22 protein-coding genes are annotated in these 20120 nt (G+C 44.9%); 12 read left to right on the top strand and 10 right to left on the bottom strand.

Annotated elements, in window-relative coordinates; all coding sequences use genetic code 11:
• Positions 1 to 71: 71 nt before the first annotated feature.
• Entirely contained in the window at positions 72 to 1217 is a 1146-nt protein-coding gene (locus tag NHB35_RS07340; RefSeq protein ID WP_353433421.1) for an alpha-hydroxy acid oxidase, read from the bottom strand.
• Between the two features lie 104 nt (positions 1218 to 1321).
• Here NHB35_RS07340 and NHB35_RS07335 point away from each other — a divergent pair, with 104 nt between their 5' ends.
• The 5 genes from NHB35_RS07335 (at position 1322) to NHB35_RS07315 (ending at position 6538) form a co-directional block, all read left to right on the top strand.
• Positions 1322 to 2236 (top strand): DMT family transporter, encoded by a 915-nt coding sequence (locus NHB35_RS07335; protein ID WP_353431728.1) that lies wholly within the window; start codon positions 1322 to 1324, stop codon positions 2234 to 2236.
• Positions 2237 to 2298: 62 nt separating this feature from the next.
• Complete coding sequence (tcuA, locus tag NHB35_RS07330) at positions 2299 to 3711, top strand: FAD-dependent tricarballylate dehydrogenase TcuA (RefSeq protein ID WP_353431727.1); 1413 nt, start codon at positions 2299 to 2301, stop codon at positions 3709 to 3711.
• Entirely contained in the window at positions 3698 to 4840 is a 1143-nt protein-coding gene (gene tcuB, locus NHB35_RS07325; protein WP_353431726.1) for a tricarballylate utilization 4Fe-4S protein TcuB, read from the top strand. The genes tcuA and tcuB overlap by 14 nt, the downstream gene beginning before the upstream one ends.
• Positions 4841 to 4976: 136 nt before the next feature.
• On the top strand, positions 4977 to 6125 hold the full coding sequence (locus NHB35_RS07320) for an aminotransferase class V-fold PLP-dependent enzyme (RefSeq protein ID WP_353431725.1): 1149 nt from the start codon (positions 4977 to 4979) through the stop codon (positions 6123 to 6125).
• Between the two features lie 155 nt (positions 6126 to 6280).
• Positions 6281 to 6538, top strand: coding sequence for a protein tyrosine phosphatase (locus tag NHB35_RS07315; RefSeq protein WP_353431724.1), 258 nt, complete (start codon positions 6281 to 6283; stop codon positions 6536 to 6538).
• Positions 6539 to 6563: 25 nt separating this feature from the next.
• Here NHB35_RS07315 and NHB35_RS07310 read toward each other — a convergent pair whose 3' ends face one another.
• Both NHB35_RS07310 and NHB35_RS07305 read right to left on the bottom strand, forming a co-directional pair.
• A complete protein-coding gene (locus NHB35_RS07310; RefSeq protein WP_353431723.1) occupies positions 6564 to 7538 on the bottom strand; it encodes a DMT family transporter in 975 nt (324 codons plus the stop codon).
• Between the two features lie 6 nt (positions 7539 to 7544).
• On the bottom strand, positions 7545 to 8438 hold the full coding sequence (locus tag NHB35_RS07305) for an NAD(P)H-hydrate dehydratase (RefSeq protein ID WP_353431722.1): 894 nt from the start codon (positions 8436 to 8438) through the stop codon (positions 7545 to 7547).
• Between the two features lie 61 nt (positions 8439 to 8499).
• On the opposite strand from NHB35_RS07305, the gene NHB35_RS07300 reads away from it, so the two are divergent.
• The gene (locus tag NHB35_RS07300; protein ID WP_353431721.1) at positions 8500 to 9915 is read left to right on the top strand and encodes an MBL fold metallo-hydrolase; all 1416 of its coding nucleotides are present in this window, start codon (positions 8500 to 8502) and stop codon (positions 9913 to 9915) included.
• Positions 9916 to 9918: 3 nt separating this feature from the next.
• Here the strand turns inward: NHB35_RS07300 and NHB35_RS07295 are convergent, their stop codons facing one another.
• On the bottom strand, positions 9919 to 10656 hold the full coding sequence (locus tag NHB35_RS07295; RefSeq protein WP_353431719.1) for an ABC transporter substrate-binding protein: 738 nt from the start codon (positions 10654 to 10656) through the stop codon (positions 9919 to 9921).
• Positions 10657 to 10783: 127 nt separating this feature from the next.
• Positions 10784 to 11008, bottom strand: a complete 225-nt coding sequence (locus tag NHB35_RS07290) for a hypothetical protein (protein ID WP_353431718.1) — start codon at positions 11006 to 11008, stop codon at positions 10784 to 10786.
• Between the two features lie 172 nt (positions 11009 to 11180).
• Between NHB35_RS07290 and NHB35_RS07285 the strand changes: the two genes are divergently transcribed.
• Genes NHB35_RS07285 through NHB35_RS07275 form a run of 3 tightly spaced genes read left to right on the top strand, consistent with a single transcriptional unit; the run spans position 11181 to position 13826 of the window.
• Complete coding sequence (locus tag NHB35_RS07285) at positions 11181 to 12038, top strand: LOG family protein (RefSeq protein ID WP_353431716.1); 858 nt, start codon at positions 11181 to 11183, stop codon at positions 12036 to 12038.
• A 46-nt stretch (positions 12039 to 12084) separates the two neighbouring features.
• On the top strand, positions 12085 to 12597 hold the full coding sequence (locus NHB35_RS07280; protein WP_353431715.1) for a hypothetical protein: 513 nt from the start codon (positions 12085 to 12087) through the stop codon (positions 12595 to 12597).
• Between the two features lie 11 nt (positions 12598 to 12608).
• The gene (locus tag NHB35_RS07275) at positions 12609 to 13826 is read left to right on the top strand and encodes an aminoacetone oxidase family FAD-binding enzyme (RefSeq protein WP_353431714.1); all 1218 of its coding nucleotides are present in this window, start codon (positions 12609 to 12611) and stop codon (positions 13824 to 13826) included.
• Positions 13827 to 13850: 24 nt separating this feature from the next.
• Here the strand turns inward: NHB35_RS07275 and NHB35_RS07270 are convergent, their stop codons facing one another.
• Entirely contained in the window at positions 13851 to 14612 is a 762-nt protein-coding gene (locus NHB35_RS07270) for a TerC family protein (protein WP_353431713.1), read from the bottom strand.
• A gap of 63 nt (positions 14613 to 14675) precedes the next feature.
• On the opposite strand from NHB35_RS07270, the gene NHB35_RS07265 reads away from it, so the two are divergent.
• Positions 14676 to 15653: a tripartite tricarboxylate transporter substrate binding protein gene (locus NHB35_RS07265; protein WP_353433420.1), complete on the top strand. Its 978-nt coding sequence runs from the start codon at positions 14676 to 14678 to the stop codon at positions 15651 to 15653.
• Here the strand turns inward: NHB35_RS07265 and NHB35_RS07260 are convergent.
• On the bottom strand, positions 15650 to 16039 hold the full coding sequence (locus tag NHB35_RS07260; protein ID WP_353431712.1) for a group II truncated hemoglobin: 390 nt from the start codon (positions 16037 to 16039) through the stop codon (positions 15650 to 15652). The two genes, NHB35_RS07265 and NHB35_RS07260, sit on opposite strands and share 4 nt — an antisense overlap.
• A 124-nt stretch (positions 16040 to 16163) precedes the next feature.
• Here NHB35_RS07260 and NHB35_RS07255 point away from each other — a divergent pair, with 124 nt between their 5' ends.
• Positions 16164 to 16694 carry a hypothetical protein gene (locus tag NHB35_RS07255; RefSeq protein ID WP_353431711.1) on the top strand — a complete coding sequence of 177 codons (531 nt, stop codon included), beginning with the start codon at positions 16164 to 16166 and terminating at the stop codon, positions 16692 to 16694.
• A 58-nt stretch (positions 16695 to 16752) separates the two neighbouring features.
• Here NHB35_RS07255 and NHB35_RS07250 read toward each other — a convergent pair whose 3' ends face one another.
• Together NHB35_RS07250 and NHB35_RS07245 are read right to left on the bottom strand one after the other, a co-directional pair.
• The gene (locus NHB35_RS07250) at positions 16753 to 16986 is read right to left on the bottom strand and encodes a TIGR02450 family Trp-rich protein (RefSeq protein ID WP_353431710.1); all 234 of its coding nucleotides are present in this window, start codon (positions 16984 to 16986) and stop codon (positions 16753 to 16755) included.
• Positions 16987 to 17005: 19 nt separating this feature from the next.
• Entirely contained in the window at positions 17006 to 17272 is a 267-nt protein-coding gene (locus NHB35_RS07245) for a hypothetical protein (protein ID WP_353431709.1), read from the bottom strand.
• A gap of 177 nt (positions 17273 to 17449) precedes the next feature.
• Between NHB35_RS07245 and NHB35_RS07240 the strand changes: the two genes are divergently transcribed.
• Complete coding sequence (locus NHB35_RS07240; RefSeq protein WP_353431708.1) at positions 17450 to 18499, top strand: fumarylacetoacetate hydrolase family protein; 1050 nt, start codon at positions 17450 to 17452, stop codon at positions 18497 to 18499.
• Between the two features lie 30 nt (positions 18500 to 18529).
• Here the strand turns inward: NHB35_RS07240 and NHB35_RS07235 are convergent, their stop codons facing one another.
• Complete coding sequence (locus NHB35_RS07235) at positions 18530 to 20119, bottom strand: rhodanese homology domain-containing protein (protein ID WP_353431707.1); 1590 nt, start codon at positions 20117 to 20119, stop codon at positions 18530 to 18532.
• Position 20120 lies beyond the last annotated feature (1 nt).

Raw genomic sequence — 20120 nt, 5'->3', positions numbered from 1 at the left:
CAAACGGATAGGCAAAAGACTAGGAGCGAAGCTCCAAAGACTAGGACTGGGTGATTAAGTAAGTAAGAAATTTAGAAAGTCCCTGGGTACAAAATATCTTTAGTTACATTATGAATATCGCGATGACCAGTAAAAGCCATGGTGATGTCTAATTCATTATGAATGAGCTCGAGGCACTTGGTTACGCCGGCTTCACCCATTGCGCCTAAGCCATAGAGGAAGGGGCGGCCAATCATCGTACCGCGAGCACCAAGTGCCCAGGCTTTAAGAACGTCTTGACCGGATCGAATACCACCATCCATCCACACTTCAATATCTTTGCCAACTGCATCCACAATGCCTGGTAGCGCCTGAATACTAGACACAGCACCATCAAGTTGGCGGCCACCATGATTCGAAACAATTAGTGCATCAGCACCAGTGTTTGCAGCCATTCTTGCATCTTCTTCATCCAAGATGCCTTTAATAATGAGCTTTCCACCCCACAGCTTTTTAATCCACTCTACATCACCCCAATTGAGGCCCGGATCAAATTGCTCGGCTGTCCAGGAGGAGAGGGAGGACATGTTGCCTACACCAGTAGCATGGCCAACAATATTCCTAAAAGTCCTACGAGGAGTCATTGCCATGCCCAGGCACCAACGTGGCTTGGTGGCCATATTGATCATATTGGCAATGGTTAATTTAGGCGGAGCTGATAAACCATTCTTCAAATCCTTGTGGCGTTGACCAAGAATTTGTAAATCAAGCGTTAAAACAAGGGCAGAACATTTTGCAGCTTTAGCGCGTTCAATTAGACGTTCAATAAAGCCGCGGTCTTTCATGACATATAGTTGAAACCAAAAAGGTTTGGTCGTGCGCTCGGCAACATCTTCAATAGAGCAAATACTCATGGTTGAAAGACAAAAAGGTACGCCGAATTTTTCAGCGGCTTTGGCTGCCAAAATTTCTCCATCGGCGTGTTGCATGCCGGTAAGTCCAGTTGGGGCAAGCGCTACCGGCATAGCTACTTCTTGCCCGACCATTTTGGTTTTGGTCGTGCGGTTTGTCATGTCAACGGCTACGCGTTGACGTAATTTGATTTTCTGAAAGTCAGATTCATTGGCACGATAAGTGGACTCAGTCCAAGAGCCAGAGTCTGCGTAGTCGTAGAACATCTTGGGAGTACGTTTTTTGTGAAGAACCCGCAAGTCTTCGATATTGGTAATAACTGGCACAATCAATCCTTGTAATGTATTTGTATGCATCTACAAGCTCTATCTTAGCAATACCAAGGAATTGTTTCTACAATGCTAGATAGCGCCACACCCGCTAAGTCTAAATGCCTAAACTCACCCTTGCTACCGTTGCCTATTTATTAATTGCCACAGCCCTGTGGGCGGGGAATGCTATAGCAGGCCGCCTTTTGGTGGGAAGTGTTTCACCAATTACGCTAAGTGCAGTACGCTGGGGTTTGGCTGCTCTATTGTTGTTGCCATTGGGTTGGCGTGTATTTAAACCCGATAGCGCTTTGTGGCAAAACAAAAAACGCTTTATTTTATTAGGACTCTTTGGGGTAGGCAGTTACAACGTGTTGCTCTATTTAGCATTGCAGACGTCAACTGCAATTAACGTTACCTTGATAGGCGCAAGCATGCCGATTTGGATGCTATTCATTGGCGCTGTTTGGTATCAAGTGAAACCTAGTCTGTTGCAGTTGTTAGGCGCAATCGTTTCATTGATTGGCGTGGCAATAGTATTGACTAGGGGTGAGTTATCCGCATTACTTTCTATGGAAATGGTGGAGGGTGATTTATTGATTATGTTAGCCACTATCTTGTGGGCTTTCTATAGTTGGATGCTGAGTCGTCCTGACTCTAGTACCGAGCGACAGTGGCCATGGGCAGACTTCTTAATGGCGCAGGTATTAGTTGGATTGCTGTGGACTAGTTTCTTTGATGGTTTTGAGATAGCGATGGGACATGCGCATCTTGAGCTTAACGCATGGACTGGCTCGCTTATTGTGTTTGTGGCAGTGGGCCCATCCTTAATTGCTTATCGTTGCTGGGGACTAGGGGTTAATGGCGCAGGTCCTACCGTGGCAGCATTCTTTGCGAACTTTATTCCTTTATTTACCGCTCTTTTGTCTGCGGCAATGTTGGGCGAGCCTCCACAGCTCTTTCATGGAGTGGCGTTTGCACTCATCGCACTTGGTATCTGGGTATCCTCGACTAAGAGTCGATCTTCTAATGCTTGATTTGGGTCTTGGTAAATAAGCCAAAAAAACGGTAAAGTATTTTCTTTTCTTCAAAAAGCCCCATGGTTGATGTTCTAGTGATTGGCGGTGGTAATGCCGCTCTGTGTGCAGCCCTTATTGCTAGGGAAGCAGGCGCTAGCGTTCTTCTCTTGGAGGCTGCCCCAAAAGAGTGGCGCGGTGGTAATTCGTCACACACACGTAATATTCGCGCAATGCACGATCAGCCAGAAGATGTGATGCTGGAATCCTATTCTGAAGAAGAGTATTGGCAAGATGTTCTAAAAGTTACTAGTGGCCATACTGATGAAAAATTGGCGCGTCACGTTATACGTGCCTCATCACAATGTCGTCAGTGGATGCAACATCACGGCGTTCGTTTTCAGCCCCCACTTTCTGGCACATTAAATCTCTCACGTACTAATGCATTCTTTATGGGCGGTGGTAAAGCCTTGGTCAACGCTTACTATCGCAGTGCGGAGAAGTTGGGCGTACAAATACGCTATGAGTCCCCTGTATCGTCTGTAGAAATTCAGGATGGTCAATTTATCGCTGCGTACGTTGGTAACGAACGTATTACAGCGAGGGCATGTGTCATGGCTGCTGGAGGATTTGAATCTAATCGCGAGTGGCTTAAAGAAGCCTGGGGCGTTAATGAGTATGGTGAGTCACCCGCAGAGAACTTTCTTATTCGGGGTACACGCTATAACCAAGGTGTGTTGATTAAGCAGTTGATTGGCTTGGGTGCAGATTCAGTTAGCGATCCAACGCAAGCCCATATGGTTGCCATTGATGCCCGTGCCCCTTTGTATGATGGCGGCATTTGCACCCGTATCGATGCGGTGTCATTCGGAATTGTTGTAAATAAAAATGCTCAACGCTTCTCAGATGAGGGTGAGGATTTTTGGCCTAAGCGCTATGCCTTCTGGGGAAGATTAGTGGCGCAACAACCAGGACAGATTGGGTACTCCATTATTGATTCAAAAGTACTGGGACGATTCATGCCGCCAGTTTTTCCAGGTGAGAAAGCCGACACTCTGGAAGAGCTTGCGAAAAAACTAGGTCTTGACCCTCAAGCCCTTTTGGAAACTATAAAGACTTATAACGCAGCATGCAGGGTGGGCAGCTTTGATCACACTATTTTGGATGATTGCCATACAGAAGGTATTGAGCCTGCAAAAACACATTGGGCCTTACCGATTGATCAAGGGCCTTTCTATGGATACGCAGTTCGCCCTGGTGTGACATTTACTTATCTTGGTTTAAAGACTGATGAAACCGCTGCGGTTCGTTTTAATGGTGCACCAAGCTCAAATTTATTTGTTGCTGGCGAGATGATGGCTGGGAATGTCTTGGGCAAAGGTTATGCGGCTGGGATAGGAATGGCAATTGGTACTGTATTTGGACGTGCTGCTGGAGTTCAAGCAGCGCAAGCCGCAAGAAAACAATCAATGGAGCTTGGATATGCAAGCGCTTAATACGCTAATTCAAGAGGCTAGAGCTGTAGCCATTACTCCAGAGTCTGAAGCTGACCGTATGTTACAGATTTGTAATGCGTGTCGTTATTGCGAGGGATTCTGTGCTGTATTTCCGGCGATGACACGTCGTATTGAATTTACTCCAAGCGTGGTTAATTATTTAGCGAATCTATGTCACAACTGCGGCGCCTGTCTGCATGCTTGTCAATATGCTCCCCCACATGAATTCGGAGTGAATATTCCACAGGTAATGGCCCAAGTTCGTAAAGAAACCTATATGACTTATGCTTGGCCAAGAACTCTAGGTGGTCTATATAAAAAGAATGGTTTGGTATTGTCATTAGCAACAGCTATATCAATTACCTTTTTCTTGTTGCTTAGTGCTGCACTCAATGGTTCACTTTCATCTGGGCCTCTGAATGGAAACTTCTATGCCGTGTTTTCACATAACACCTTGGCTTTAATGTTTGGTGCAGTCTTTAGTTTTGCAGTATTGGCTTTGGCTGTCGGCTTGGTCCGTTTTTGGAATGGCATTGATCCTGGTGGTATTTCGGGGGATGTGGTGACAGAGGCGACTCATGATGCATTGACCTTGAAATATCTCGGTGGTGGACATGGAGAAGGTTGCAATAACGAAGACGATGCTTTCTCTCTATGGAGAAGGCGTTTTCATCACTTCACTTTCTATGGGTTCATATTGTGCTTTGCCGCTACGAGTGTGGCCACGATTTATCACTACTTCCTTGATTTGCATGCTCCCTATGATTTGACTAGTTTGCCGGTGCTACTGGGAACACTGGGTGGTATTGGTTTATTAATTGGACCAGCAGGTTTGCTATATCTGAACTTACGTAGAAATGCCGCTCACGGCGATGCCACTCAAAAACCAATGGATAGGGCGTTTATTGTGCTGCTATTTTTAATTAGTGCATCTGGTTTGGCTCTATTAGCCTATCGTGATACTTCGGTAATGACACTACTGCTGACTATTCATTTGGGTTTTGTAATGGCATTTTTCTTAACAATGCCGTACAGCAAGTTTGCACATGGTTTCTATCGGATGGCCGCCTTGCTTAAGAATGCTATTGAGAAGCGTCAGAAGAATAGTCTTCAATTTGGCGCGGATTAGTGAGATCTAAGCTCAGGTTTTCCGTCTTGATGGCTTTAAAAGGGTCAAATTAAGCAAGCGGGCTAAGGTTGCGGTGCAATAAATACGTAAATCGGTATCATTTAGGACTATTCACAGAAATTCCCAGGAAATTACTATGCCAGGCTTACTCCCTCATGTTGATCCAGATGGATTGTTAGAGTTCTCAGTGGTCTATACCGACCGCTCCTTGAATCACATGTCTGAAGAGTTCAAGCGTGTGATGGTGGATATCTCTAGCGTGTTGAAAGATGCTTACAACGCAAGCTCTGCAGTAATCGTTCCTGGTAGCGGTACTTTTGGCATGGAAGCGGTTGCGCGTCAGTTTGCAAATAAGCAAAAGTGCTTGGTCTTGCGTAATGGATGGTTTAGTTATCGTTGGACGCAAATTTTTGACTTGGATAATATCGCCAGTGAGGTTTCAGTTATCAAGGGTCGCCAATTGGATGACTCTGCTCAAGGTGTATTTGCCCCCGCTCCAATTGAAGAGGTTGTTGCCTTTATTAAGAAAGAAAAGCCTGCAGTAGTATTTGCACCGCACGTTGAGACATCCGCAGGAATCATTCTGCCCGATGACTATATTAAAGCGGTGGGTGAGGCTGTGCGTTCCGTGAATGGATTGTTTGTTTTGGATTGCATCGCCTCTGGCGCGATGTGGGTTGATATGAAAGCCTGCAATGTTGACGTATTGATTACTGCGCCCCAAAAAGGCTGGAGCAGCTCACCTTGTTGTGCCTTAATTGCCCTGGGCGAGCGCGCTCGTGAGCGTATTGATGCAACTCAAAGCAGTAGCTTCTCCATGGATTTAAAGAAGTGGCTGCAAATTATGGAGGCCTATGAAAAAGGTGGCCATGTTTATCACACCACCATGCCGACTGATGCACTCAAAATTTTGCGCAATGTGATGAAAGAAACGCAATCACTTGGTTTTGCCAAACTCAAAGCAAAACAAGTGGAGTTGGGCGAGAAGGTACGCAAGCTTTTGGAGTCTAAAGGTTATCGCTCTGTTTCTGCTAAAGGATTCCAAGCTCCAGGCGTAGTTGTTAGCTACACCACTGATCCGGATATTCAATCGGGTAAGAAGTTCATCGCATTAGGCTTGCAGACAGCGGCAGGTGTGCCTCTGCAATGTGACGAGCGCCCAGATTTCCGCACCTTCCGTATTGGTTTGTTTGGCTTAGAAAAACTAGGGCATGTTGATCGTACAGTTGATCATCTTGCTGGTGCTCTAGAAAAGATCGCAGAGACTCAAGCTCAGCCTGCATAAAATCTCTAAATCTAGTTACACCAAAGGCCATCAATTGATGGCCTTTTTATTTACCCCGAACAAGTTCAGCCCGATTAGCAAAAACGATAGATTTGGTATTTATCTACTTTTTTTGGGTATCATGATCACATCTACAAACCTTTCTGGAGTAACGCATGATTTCTCGTACCGCTCGTTTGACTTTGGCATGTTTGGTTTCAGTCAGTATTGCTTTATCACCACTCTCAGTTTTGGCGGCAGATCCTGCACCAGTTTCAGCTCCTGCCGCTGCCCCAGCGCCAACTGCGGCACCAACAGATAAAGCGGAAGCCAAGAAGGCTAAGAAGCAGGCTAAGCAGCAGAAGAAGGCCGAAAAGAAATCAAAGAAGAAGTCTAAGAAGAAGGCAAAAGCAGCAGAAGCCACAGCTCAGTAATTCACTACTAATTTATGGTCGTTATTTAATTTAACGGCTCAACATCCAGGTCGTCTGACTTTTGCGAGTTCGGCGACTTTTTTGTTGGCGGCTCATTGCGCACTAACAACCACATTGCGGCAATCACTAAAATCATGCCGCCGATTTGCATGCCTGTAATGGGTTCAGATAAAACAAAGTAACCCAGAAAAATAGTTGAGACTGGTCCGAGTATGCCGGCTTGGGCAACCAAGGGTGAGCCAATGCGATTAATCGAAATCATGATCAGTAGCATTGGAATCACAGTACACAGGCTTGCGTTGAGTAGGCTAAGCCAATATATTTCTGCGACCTGCTCAAAGATCGCGCTAGGGTTGTATAGGGTAGATTGAATCACGCTAAATACCATAGAGGCTGAGCTGGCATAGACCACCAAGCGCACGCTACCAATCCGTTTGACCATCTCACCCGAGCCGATCATGTACAAGGCATAACTACAAGCACTACCAAAGACTAACAGCATGCCTAACCATGCATGCAGTCCTGTAGAGCTAGCATCTTGAATAAACACAATAAAAACACCAAGGTAGCCAACAATTAATGCGTACCATTGCATGCGTGAGATGGATTTTCCTAAACCAAAGTAGGAAATTAACAATACGATGGTAGGCGTGAGGTAGAGAACAATACGCTCTAAACCAACAGAGATATATTGAAGACCTAAAAAGTCAACGTAGCTCGAGAGAAAGTAACCTAGAAAACCCAAGAAGAATAATTTTCCACGGTCGAGCCAGGTAATGGGACTCATAGGTTTTCTTCTGGCTTCCCACCAAAAAATAGCCAAGAATAGCGGTAGGGCCATGAGCATGCGCAAGGCTAATAAAGTTTCCGCATTTGCACCGTATGTAAAAGCAAGCTTTACTAATACGGCTTTACCCGAGAACAGCATGGCTCCAATGCCAGCCATCAAAATGCCATAAAGGTAGCGTTGCTTGTGATGTGCGGAGCTGGCTGATTTCATGCTGATTTATAGCAGGTTATTCAGAAGAGTTCGCATCTCAAGAATTGTCTCAGAAGGAGTAAGGCCTATCGGACCAGTCCCTTTTTGAACTAGGCTGTCAGCAGCAAGTGCATGCAATTGAACCGCCACACAGCTAGCCTCCCATAGATTGAGATGATGGCGTACGCCTTGAGCAGCGATGGCGCTAATGCTACCAGTTAAAACATCACCCATGCCTCCAGTACCCATACCTGGATTGCCTTGTTCACACTGGAGTATCTCTCTATCAGGCGCAGCAAGTAAGGTATGTTGTCCTTTAAGAATGATGATAGATTGAGTTAAAGAAACTAGTTTTTTAAGGGCGTTAATTCGATCAGCCTGAATATCAGAAGTCGACTGACCAAGTAGTCTTGCTGCTTCACCAGGATGGGGGGTTAAAACGGTTTGACTGGGATAGCATTTGTTACGAGCTTGCAAAGCGTTTAATAATTCTGGTGAGTTTGCTATCAGGTTAAGGGCATCTGCATCAATAATCAGTGGAATAGATTCCGAAGTAAGGCTGGCTTGAAGCCACTCCATTGCAAGCTTGGAAGTTCCCAGGCCCGGACCAATACCGAGAACATCGGCTTGCTCTTGACTTAATGAATCAGTTGGATTTGGCTTTGCTAGGCGAATCATGAGCTCTGGCTGTTCATAATCGGCATGTGCGGAAGCGGGGTCGAGCATTTCCAGAATAGTCCAGCCTGCCCCAAGATGAAGGCATGCGTTTCCAGCAAGCAAAAGTGCGCCAGCCATACCTGCCGAGCCGCCCACCAAAATTACTTTGCCAGCATGGCCTTTATGTTCTGCGGGGGTACGTCGTAGGCGCGAGATTAACCCTAATGCATTGAGCGTATTGGGCTTGCCTTGCATGGAAGTCATTTGAGCATTGTGGTCTTAGTTAGGTACTTGAGCTAATTGTAAGAGAGAGTATTCTGAGAGTATGAAGATTCAGTTTTTAGGCGCAGCAGGTGAGGTAACGGGCTCTCGACATTTAGTTGAGGTTAAGCTTGCTAATAAGCCGCACCATTTTATGGTGGACTATGGAATGTTTCAGGGTGGACGAGAGGCAAGCAATAAGAATCTAGAGCCTATGCCCATAGCCCCCAAGGATTTGGACTTCGTTGTCCTTACGCATGCGCACATTGATCATAGTGGATTGCTGCCTCGTCTATGCGCTCAGGGATTTAAGGGCCCCATCTACTGTACTAAAGCAACATACGAATTGCTCAAGATCTTATTGCCAGATAGCGCGCATTTACAGTTGGCGGATTTAGAGCGCGCAGAACGAAAGATGAAGCTGGGTAAGTGGCGCGGAGAGTTGCCAGTAGCCCTGTATTCTCGAGAAGAAGTTGACCTAGCTCTTACTCAATTTGAGGTCTTGGAATATAGCCAAGTTCATGAGCTTATACCTGGATTTCATTTACAGTTTCAGAATGCGGGCCATATCTTAGGTTCTGCTATAGCCGTAATCGATATTCAAGAAGATGGCGTTCCAAATAAACGTTGTGTCTTTTCTGGCGATATCGGCATGAAAGGCAAGGTGCTGATGCCTGATCCGGATTTGATCGCAAAGGCTGATGTAGTGGTGGTCGAGTCGACCTATGGCGATCGATTGCATCGAGGTTTAAGTGAGACCGAACAAGAGTTTATTGAAGTGATTCAGTCAACTATGACCAATCAAGGCAATGTCATCATTCCGGCATTTGCTGTAGGTAGAACTCAAGAAATATTATTTATTCTGATTGATTTGGTCAGAAGAAAATTATTGCCACATCTTTCTGTTTGGGTTGATTCACCTATGGCAACAGCTGCAACCCAGTTAACAGAGCATTATTTCTCGCAATTGGATTCCCATTCACAATCAACATTAAGTTGGTATAAAAATAATCCTAGCGCAGTAGATCTTCGCTTCATTGCGGATGTCGAAGAGTCAAAAGCGCTCAATAAGATTAAAGGCGGTGCCATTATTATTTCTGCAAGCGGCATGTGTGATGCTGGACGGATAGTGCATCACTTAGCAAATAACTTACCCAGAGCGCAAAACGCGATTGTGATTACTGGCTTTCAGGCATATGGAAGCTTAGGTAGGCGCCTGGTAGATAAGGCACCTAAAGTGAAGTTGTTTGGCGAAGAGGTGGCTGTCAGAGCCTCGATACACACTATTGGAGGTCTGTCAGCTCACGCTGACCAAGCTGGTTTGCTAGATTGGCTACGAGGCTTTGAGTCGCCACCCAAGACTGTCTTTGTAGTTCATGGTGAACCGGAATCAGCCTCGGTATTAGCTCAATGCATTCGTGAGGAGTTGAGCTGGAAAAACGTGATCGTTCCAGAGCGACTCCATTCGTATAATTGCTAGACTTTATTCAGCTACTTTTGCGCCTTCAATGTTATGGCGCTGCATAGCTTGCGCTACAAACCCAGACTGTTTAAGCTGAGAAATAATTTCGCTTAAGTAAGCAGTGGTGCTTTCATATTGAGGTCTTGCTTTCGGAATACCAATCGCTTGATTGATCACCATAAAACGACCTGGGAGCATGCGCAATCCCGTATATCGTTTTGCATCACTCTCTAGTTGCTGTTTTACACCTGCGGCAACATTGCCTTTGCCAGACATAAAGTCATCTACTACTGCTTGAGAGCTTGCTGCCCTCAAGAGGCTGGCATTCTTGATTTCACGAGTTAGAAAAAGGTCATAAGCACTTCCTTTGCCGACTACGATTTCATTGCCAACGACATCCACTTGTTCATTTGAATTGAGAGTGGAATTTGCTTTGACCATATACGCCCCTTCAATCTGAATATAAGGCGGGGTATAGCTGATATCAGCGCCTCTAATAGGATCAATGGCAACAAAGACTAAGTCGATATTGCCAGCCTTAATGGCATCGACTGTATTGCCAGCAGTCTTAAATGGAATCAGTTCAACTGGGAGACCAGTGCGTTTGCCAATTTCGCGAGCGATATCAATAGTCACGCCTTGTAATTGATGAGTTACTGGATCTTCGCCTGCCAGAATTGGGTTGCCAAGGTTAATGCCAACTCGCAGAGTGCCTGTCGGCGCAAATGAAGACAGCATGGCTGCATTAATAGTATTCATAATCCGAGTGCTTTGACTGTAGCAAATAGAGGAAGAGCAAAATAGCAGAAAAGAAAAAAGAATTTTTTTCATGCGATGAGGATAAAAAAACCGCGGCGGACCGCGGTTTTGGTGTGCTTAATAAAGATTACTTCTTGGCATCAGCTGCAGGAGCAGCAGCTGGGGCTGCAGGAGCAGTAGCTGGGGCTTCAGGAGCAGCGGCTGGAGCATCTTTTTTCGCCTCTTCAATATGAGTTGCTTCAGTACCATGCTTTTCACCGCCCATATCAATATTGCCATCACCCTTCATTAGTAGGTAAGCAGTGGCACCAATTAACACTAGTACCATAATGATGATTGAACGATTGCTCATGGGGTTTTCCTTCGTTTTAGTTGAAATTAGAGCAATATTAACGCTACTTCGCTTCATCGTAAATCTTTGTAAGCATGAACCTAGCAATAACCTCGCTAAACTAGGTATTAATACTGATTTTTGTGATTTAAATAGTAAGATGAGATCACATTGACTACTTAAGGTTTTACATATGAGCCCTAAGCTCCCGGTAAACAATGCGCAGACTATTACAGAGTTTCTAAATCTGCATAAAGCACAGACAGCTGAAGAAGAGTCTGTCGATTCGTATAAATTTGCCTTTGATGACGAAGAATTTTTGTCCCGCAGGGAGACGATTGGGATTCGGTTTGAGCTCGAGCTCTTAAAGCCTGAAATTCTTCTAAAAGAACATGGAATTGACCATACCATCACTGTATTTGGCTCCACACGCTTTGTAAGTCGGGAATCAGCAGAAGTGCTTGTACGAGATGCAAAGACTCCTATGGAAAAAGTAGAGGCCGAAACAGCCTTACTTCATAGTCAATACTATGAGTCTGCTAGAGAGTTTGGTTCACTAGTCGCGAGATATAACAAAACACAACAAGAAAACGCTAATAAGTTGCATATTTGTACTGGCGGCGGCCCTGGAATTATGGAGGCTGCTAATCGAGGTGCGTATGAGCACGGTGATCAGACGATTGGTTTTAATATTAGCTTGCCAAGAGAGCAGCATCCCAACCCCTACATCAGCCCAGGATTAAGCTTTCGCTTTCATTACTTTGCGCTCCGTAAAATGCATTTCATGTTACGCGCGAGGGCAATCGTTGCTTACCCTGGTGGCTTTGGGTCTTTCGACGAATTGTTTGAGGTGCTGACGCTCATTCAAACTAAGAAAGTAGTAAGTATTCCAGTGATATTGGTAGGCAAATCGTTTTGGAATGAGATGGTGAACTTTAAAGGGATGGTGAACTTCGGTGTCATTGATGAAGGTGATATGCAAATCATTCACTTTGTAGAAACCGCCCAAGAGGCCTGGAAGTTGATTGAAGAGTGGTATCAGTTGGCTTGAGAGCCTTTGCACTTAGTAAAATACCCAAAATACTCTTAACCTGAATATGAATTCTTCACACATCAGTTTCGCTACCGCAATAGATTTGCCTGGATATATTGTGGGTGGAGCTATGCTATTGCTAGTAATGATATTTCATGGAGCGATATTGTTACAGATTGCAAAACGCTATGAAGTTAAAACGTTTATTTACCTTGCTGAGCACAAATATTCTGAGGTTGGAATTTGCTTTTATATCAGCGTGCTGTATTTATTCTTAACGCATATTGCTGAGATTTTGCTTTGGGGTTTTGCGCTTTATGGGTTGAAATTATTACCTGCTCTGGGACAGAGTATTCTCTTTAGTGGCAGCACATATACGGCTATGGGTTTCATGGAAGACATCTTGCCAGATGGCTGGAAAATGCTGGCGGTGATTATTGCTTTTTCTGGGATGTTTGCTTTTGCATGGACCGCATCAGTCATGATCTCAATGACGAAAAATTTTCGTCAGGCTTACACCAAGCTTCACATGAAAAAACTTAACGTTTCTTCTGAGATCATGGATCGTTTTGAGTAGCACTAGCACTAATGAATAAAACATGGGATGCCATCATTATTGGTGGCGGGGCTGCAGGCTTATTTTGCGCGGGCGTAGCTGGACAGCTCGGCAAGAAGGTTCTTGTTATAGATCATGCTTCTGTTCTAGGCGAAAAGATTCGGATTAGTGGTGGTGGTCGGTGCAATTTCACGAACTTGTATAGTGGCCCCGCTAATTTCTTGTCACTTAATCCCCATTTTGTCAAAAGCGCACTAGCAAGATACCCATCCACCGAATTCATCAAGCTGATTCAGTCATATCGCATTGCTTATCACGAGAAACATCAAGGTCAGCTCTTTTGCGACGACTCTGCCAAGCAGGTTATAGAAATGCTGATGTCTGAGTGTGCTCGTGGCAATGTCACCATTCGTCATCCAGTAGCCGTTGAATCTATTGCCCAAGAGGGCAATCAGTGGCTTATCAACACTAATGCGGGGATTGAAAAATCCCATGCGGTGGTAATGGCAACGGGCGGATTGCCTGTGCCAGCTATTGGGGCAACGGCCTATTCATTAGATATTGCTAAGCAATTTGGTTTGAATGTCATAGAACCAAGGCCTGCTTTAGTGCCACTGTCATTTACTGCAGAGACCTTTTCTGGTTTGAGTGAGCTTGCTGGGCTGAGTGTGCCCATCGGAATTAACTCAGGATCAAAGAGCGCAAGATATGGCGCTTGCCGTTTCAGCGAAGATGTTTTGATAACCCATAAGGGTCTATCGGGACCTGCAATTTTGCAGGCAAGTAGCTATTGGGTAGAGGGCGAACCAATCCGAATTGATTGGCTTGCGAATCTTGATCAGTCTGGCGCAGTTCGTTGTGATGAAATCTTTAATGATGATGATCATCGACTGAAGCTAACTGAAACAATATTAGCTTCTGTGTTGCCACAACGTTTGGCCAAAGCCTTTGCAGAAAAAAGCAATCTACATGGGCGGAAGTGGGCAGAGGTATCTAAAAAGGATCGCCAAGCCCTAAAGGATCTCTTAACAAACTGGTCTGTTAAACCTGCTGGTACTCTTGGGTGGAAAAAAGCCGAGGTGATGTTAGGTGGTGTAAGTAGCAAAGATCTAGATGGTCAAACCATGATGTCACGTAAACATCAGGGTCTGTACTTCATTGGTGAGTGTGTAGACGTTACTGGGCACTTAGGTGGTCACAATTTTCAGTGGGCATGGGCCAGCGGCTTTGCTTGCGCACAAGCCCTCTAGAAAATACTCTATGAATCTGTAGGCTTAGGCTTTACGCCTTTTCTTTTCTCTTGAGCGAATATTCAAGAGTTCAACAGCTAATGAAAAGCCCATGGCGACATACACATAACCCTTGGGAATATGCATACCCATACCTTCAGCGATCAGAACTACTCCCACAACTGTCAAAAATGATAATGCCAGCACTTTAATGGAGGGGTGTCGATGCACAAAGTCACCAATAGGTTTGGCGGCCACAAGCATGATCAAAATTGATGTCATAACAGCGGCAATCATGATACTAATTTGATCCACCATGCCTACAGCAGTAATCACGCTATCTAGGGAGAAGATGATATCTAGTAGACCAATTTGCAGAATAGAGCCTATAAACAAACTGAACATCGATTTATTGACCTTATTCGGGCTATCGCTTGAAGATACGTCGTTATGTTCTCCAAGCTCAACTTCTGTATAGATTTCTTTTGAGGCTTTCCAGATGAGGAAGAATCCACCAAGCAGTAAGATGAGGTCTCTACCGCTGATCGGGTGATCAGAAATCGTAAAGATCGGTGCAGTTAAGCTCATTACCCAAGAGAGGCTGAGTAGCAGCAGAATTCTGGTGCCTAAAGCAAACAGCAGACCAAAGCGACGTACTTTTTCTCGTATTTCAATTGGTAAGCGATTGGCGATGACGCTAATGAAGATAATGTTGTCTATGCCAAGGATGATCTCGAGTGCGGAGAGTGTGAAAAATGCTACCCAGGCGTTCGGGTCGCTTAATAAGAGTAGGGCGTTCTCCGTCATGTTCTCATTCATAAAAGTGGCGTTAAGATAAAGTGTATCGAACTTAATTAGATTTTCAGGATGATGCTCAAGCCCATACATACTATCAGGACATCACTTCTTGCGATTGCTCTCTTCATTCCCTATTACGGGTCCTGGGCGGCTTATCCAGAGAAGCCTATCAAAATTATTATTGGTTTTCCTGCGGGCGGCCCACTGGATGCCCACATTCGATTGCTCAGCGATAAATTGCAATCGATTTTGGGGCAGCCAGTCATTGTGGATTACAAGGCGGGTGCGGGTGGCGCGGTTGGTGCGCAGTTTGTGATGCAGTCTCCTGCTGATGGTTATACCGTATTGCTCGCAAATACGGGAACAATGGTAATTAACCCAGCCATTTATTCAAAGTCACCTTACGATACCTTAAGAGATTTTCAGCCGATTGCGCGAACAGCTCAACAGCCTTTAGCGCTGATTGTGAATAAAGATGTGCCTGCAAACTCCCTCAAGGAATTTATTGCTTATGCAAAAGCAAATCCCGGAAAATTAAATTATGGTTCAGCGGGCAATGGCGGAATTTCACATTTGGTTCCAGAGATGCTCAAGAACGAGACTGGAATCTTCATGGTGCATATTCCGTTTAAAGGAAGTGCGCCAGCATTCACAGATTTAATCGCAGGACATGTGCAATTTATGGCGGAGTCTGTTCCTCAGGCTGCGAACTATGCCAAGCAGGGTAAGGTCAAGGCATTAGCAGTCACTAGCGCTAGGCGTAATCCTGCTTTACCAAATACTCCAACAGTGACTGAGACTGGTGTTGCCAATTTAGAAGTTGTTGGTTTTTACGGAATCCTTGCCCCCAAAGGGACGCCACCAGAAGTCGCCAATCAACTAAGTCACGCCTTTAAGGAAACTCTAGAGTCTCCCGATATTCAGAAGAAGATGATTGATCAAGGCGCTGATCCAGCTTATTTAAATCCTGATCAATTTAGCAAGTATCTCGCTGCTGAAATGCCCAAGTGGGCAAAAGCAGTAAAGCAAGCAGGGGCAAAGTTAGACTAAGGCGCTTGATTGCGCATCCAATTAGCGGTATTGAAAAATGACTCCTCTAATTGTTTGGAGATATTACTTTCGATTCCACACTCTTCAATTGCGCGATACATGCATGCAAGCCATTGGTCGCGCTCGCTAATCCCAATCTTGAATGGCAAATGTCTTGCCCTGAGCATGGGATGCCCATACTTGGGTGAGTAAATATCGGGACCGCCCATCCAGCCAGTCAAGAAAAACTTGAGTTTTTCTCTTGAAGTCGATAGGTCTTGGGGGTGCATGGATCGGATGCCCTGAAATTGAGGTTCTAGTGCCATTAAATCGTAAAAACGGTCGACTAATTCATCAATTTTGTCGATACCCCCAATGGACTCATAAATGCTTTTTCTTGCAGTCATTCTGTCATTTTAATGCCTTAAATTACTAGGATATTAGAGGCATTGGCAGCTTGTACTTTTCGGTATAGAGTGGAAGTGCAAGCTTTCATAAACCCCCTCAATTATAGGAAGATAGGAGCTAAAAATGGATGCAAAAGATTTGCAAAAATGGCAACGCGAAAAAGCCAAAGAGTTGTTTGATTATTCGCACACTCTTTTAGAAGCAGCAAAGAAACTCAGCGATCACCATATGGCTGAAATTGAATGGGGCATGAAAAACGCATTAGATAGCGCAAAGTCTGCCGCAAAAAATGATTTAACTAAATTAAAGAGTCTGCAAGAAGAAGCTGCTAAAGAAGCAGCTAAGCGTGCGACTGCATACCAAAAGAAAGTAAAAGCAGTATTGAAAGAGTTGAGTGAAGGTGCTGCAGATGAAACTGAAAAGCATCTAGAAAAAGTTCGCAGCTCCTTAGTAACTTGGTTGGAAGATGCTGAAAGTAAAGTGCCAGTTCATGCTGATAAATTGTCCAAAGTGGTAAACGAAATGTCAGCGGCTGGCCAAAAGATGTTTAAAGAAGGCCGTCGTATTGTGAATGAAGTGGCAGAAGCTGCTGAAAAGAATATTGATGATATGGTCAAGAAATCATCTGGCTCGAAGAAAAAGACTGATGAGTAGTTAACTCATCGCTCAAAGGCCCAGCCGCCTCATATGCCATTGGTATTGAGGCGGTTTTTTATTTCCAGCCCTGTATCCATTCTTCGCTGTTCATGAGGTTTCGCCAAGGAATTTGACGAGTCTTTTTGCTATAAATAGCTTCAATTTCAACAAACTCGATTTTCTCTTCGGGCGCTTCAGGCAAGATGACCTTGCTGACCAAAAAATGTTTTTGCTTGGCAATTGGGTGAACTGCGGTCCACTTACTAAGCAGTAACTTCTTGGGATTGATTTTGTTGGGTGTGATATTCATGAGAAGCAACGCCTCAAGCTCACAAAGCTGTACATTGATATTCTTTGCCTTGCTGTACCAGTAAACCAGTTTTTGGGGAAAAGAGGGTGCTGGACTGCTCTGTTTGATTGGTACAGAAGGGATCAAAGAAGCTTTGGTTTCCTAAGCTGCCGCAGTATTTCAATTGAGCCCCTTGGAATTCCATTTGAGCCTTTCTGAGCACCATAGGAATTTTGGCTTCACCTTCTGATTGGCAGTTCCAGCTTGTATAGGTTTCACGCTCGCAGGCGCTAAGGCTTATCAACATAGCCGTACAGCTTAGGAGGCGGGATATAGGGTGAAGTTTTTGATGGGGCATGACCCAAGAATAGCCAAGTTTTGGATTTTGTGCCTCGAACTTGAGTTTGGTATTAAGATTTAGAACAGATACTTTGTTTTGTATGGAACAAAATCTAAATATAAAAAGCTAAATAAAGGAGACCTTGTGGATACAAATCGTAGAGATGCGCTGAAATTAAGTGCGACTGCCGCTTTGAGTGGCATGATCATGTCAAATGCGCTTGCTGCCTCAGAAGGTCAGCCACCGATCGTGGTTGAGCCACTTACTGGAAAGGCGGGTTTTCGGGTTGCTAACTATTTGCCAAAGATGGGCGCTACTTCTCGATTGGGTTTAGTTACTAATGATGGATTAGTAATTGATATCCCTGCAGAAGCAAAGCGTCAAAAAGTGCAACTCTCATTTGACCCAACATCGATGATCTCATTGGCGGGTTCTGGTAATGCTGGTCTCTTAGAGCTTGCCGCGCTTTTCAAGGGTCGCGGCTCAAATCTGCAGAATGTGAATCAAACTATCTTGTTGTCACCAATTCCAAAGCCGCAGGCAAATATTTATTGTGTGGGCTGGAATTACCTAGACCACTTTGAGGAGGGCTTAAAGCATCGTGCTGATAGTGCTGTAAAGGAATATCCAAAAGTGCCCGTATTCTTCTCAAAAGGCACCCAAACTATGAATGGTCCTTTTGACAATATTCCATACGACGCTGGTGTATCAACCATGATCGATTGGGAGGCTGAGCTAGCTGTTGTGATTGGTAAAAAAGGTAAGAATATTTCTGAAGAAAACGCAATGGACTATGTGTTTGGTTATTCAGCATACAACGACACTACAGCGCGCGATATTCAGCAAAAGCGTCACTCAGGCCAGTGGTTTAAAGGAAAGAGTATTGATGGACATGGGCCGATGGGGCCATGGGTAGTTACAGCCGGCGGCGTTAATCTAGATGACACCAGAATTATTTGCAAAGTAAACGGGGTTGAAAAACAAAATGCGAGTTACAAGCAAATGTACTTCAAGATTCCAACCATTATTTCCGAGCTATCACGTGGATTAACCCTTTTGCCAGGCGACATTATTGCTACTGGCACTCCATCTGGAGTAGGGGCGGGTAGGACTCCTCAAGAGTTTATGAAGCCCGGTGACATTATGGAAACTAATATCACCGGCATTGGCATCTTACGTAACAGGATTGGTTAATACGCGATCAATACCACTGTATGCAAGGACTCAAAGAACCCAGAAGTGATGGGTTCCGTCCTTGCCTAGTTGCTCTACTAAACCAAACTCCCAATCTAAGTAAGCCTGCATAGCTGCTGGATCTACGTTAGTACCTTCATAAGGGCGCTTGTAACGATCGAGAGGCGGCGAGGCAAGATGGCTTGGACCTTTTTCTAGCTCTAGACCAGTATTGGCCCAAGCGGCGTTACCACCATCGAGGATCAAGACTTCCGCATCGGTAAGCGCCTTGAATTCTTGTGCTGCAAAAATACTTAGTTCACTTGGAGAACTAGTTAATACATAGCGGTCTACTTTGGGTAATTTGCTCAAGGCATCCTCTAGTAAAGATCGCAGTGCATACCAACTGCCTGGAATATGTCCCTTGACATAATTTGCATGTGTACTGAAATCCACCACAATCGTATTGCTATCTGATTTAAGCCAGTTAGAGAGCGTGCTTGCATCAACGCTTGCAACCTGAGGTAATTGAGGAAGCGGTGCTTTCCATGCGCCCTGCTCTGTAAGATCGGATGGTTTGATGTCATCTAGTACATATACTTCCCATGCCATTTGCGCCAACCAAGAGGCAGGCATATTTGCGCGAACACCACCACCGCTCGGGTCAACGAGAACAATGCGTGCACCTCTAACAGGGGCAACCATTTCGGTTTCTTGGACAAGCTGACCGCCGGGAACTGAGCGAAAGCCAGGCAGGTGGCTGCGTTCATATTCCTCGGGAGTGCGAGTATCAAAAAAGTAAGTTGTTCTCTCCGACTGCTTCATCCAGTCATGAACATTGACCAGATTTGCGCGTTTAACGCCGGCGCGATCAGCCACGTTGCGAGCACGTATAGCTGCCTCTTTGGTTGTGCCCTCACTCACTTCCTTGAACTTGCGACTTTGACCTTTGTCTAGTTCTTGTCCCGCAAGAGTCCAGCCAATTGTGCCGTTACGCAAGGCATTGACCTCATTAGGAATGCCGGCATTAATCAATGATTGAGTACCAATAATGCTGCGAGTTCTACCGGCGCAGTTGACGATTACTTTTGTCTTAGGATTGGGTGCTAATTCAGGTAAACGTAAAACTAGCTCAGCACCAGGAACGCTGATGCCGGTCGGAATGCTCATGGTGTTGTATTCGTCAAAGCGGCGTACGTCAACGACAACGACATCTTCTTTGTTATCTATTAGCTGTTTAACTTCTTGAGCGGATAGTGAGGGGGTGTGGCGTTTTGATTCCACAAGCTCACCAAAGGATTTGCTCGGCACATTAACATCTATAAAAATTTCCCCGCCAGCATTCTTCCACCCTTGAACACCACCCTCAAATACTGAGACATCAGTAAAACCCAGATCAATCAGCCTTTTTGCTGCCAATTCAGCGTAGCCCTCGCCATTATCTAGTGTGACAATAGGAACACTTTTCTTAGGAAGCTTTGCAAAAGCGTCTACTTCAATACGAGACAGAGGTAGATTGGCTGCAAACAGAGGATGCTGACGAGCATGAGGATCCTCTTCTCTAACATCTAAAAATGCAATTTCTTCTTTATTTAAAAGTTTGTTACGAACAAATGAATAGTTTTTTGTTGAAATGCCCATG

Origin of the sequence: Polynucleobacter sp. MWH-UH23A, from assembly GCF_040409805.1 — a bacterium.
GTDB lineage: Bacteria > Pseudomonadota > Gammaproteobacteria > Burkholderiales > Burkholderiaceae > Polynucleobacter.
This window is presented reverse-complemented; position numbering and strand designations above follow the sequence as displayed.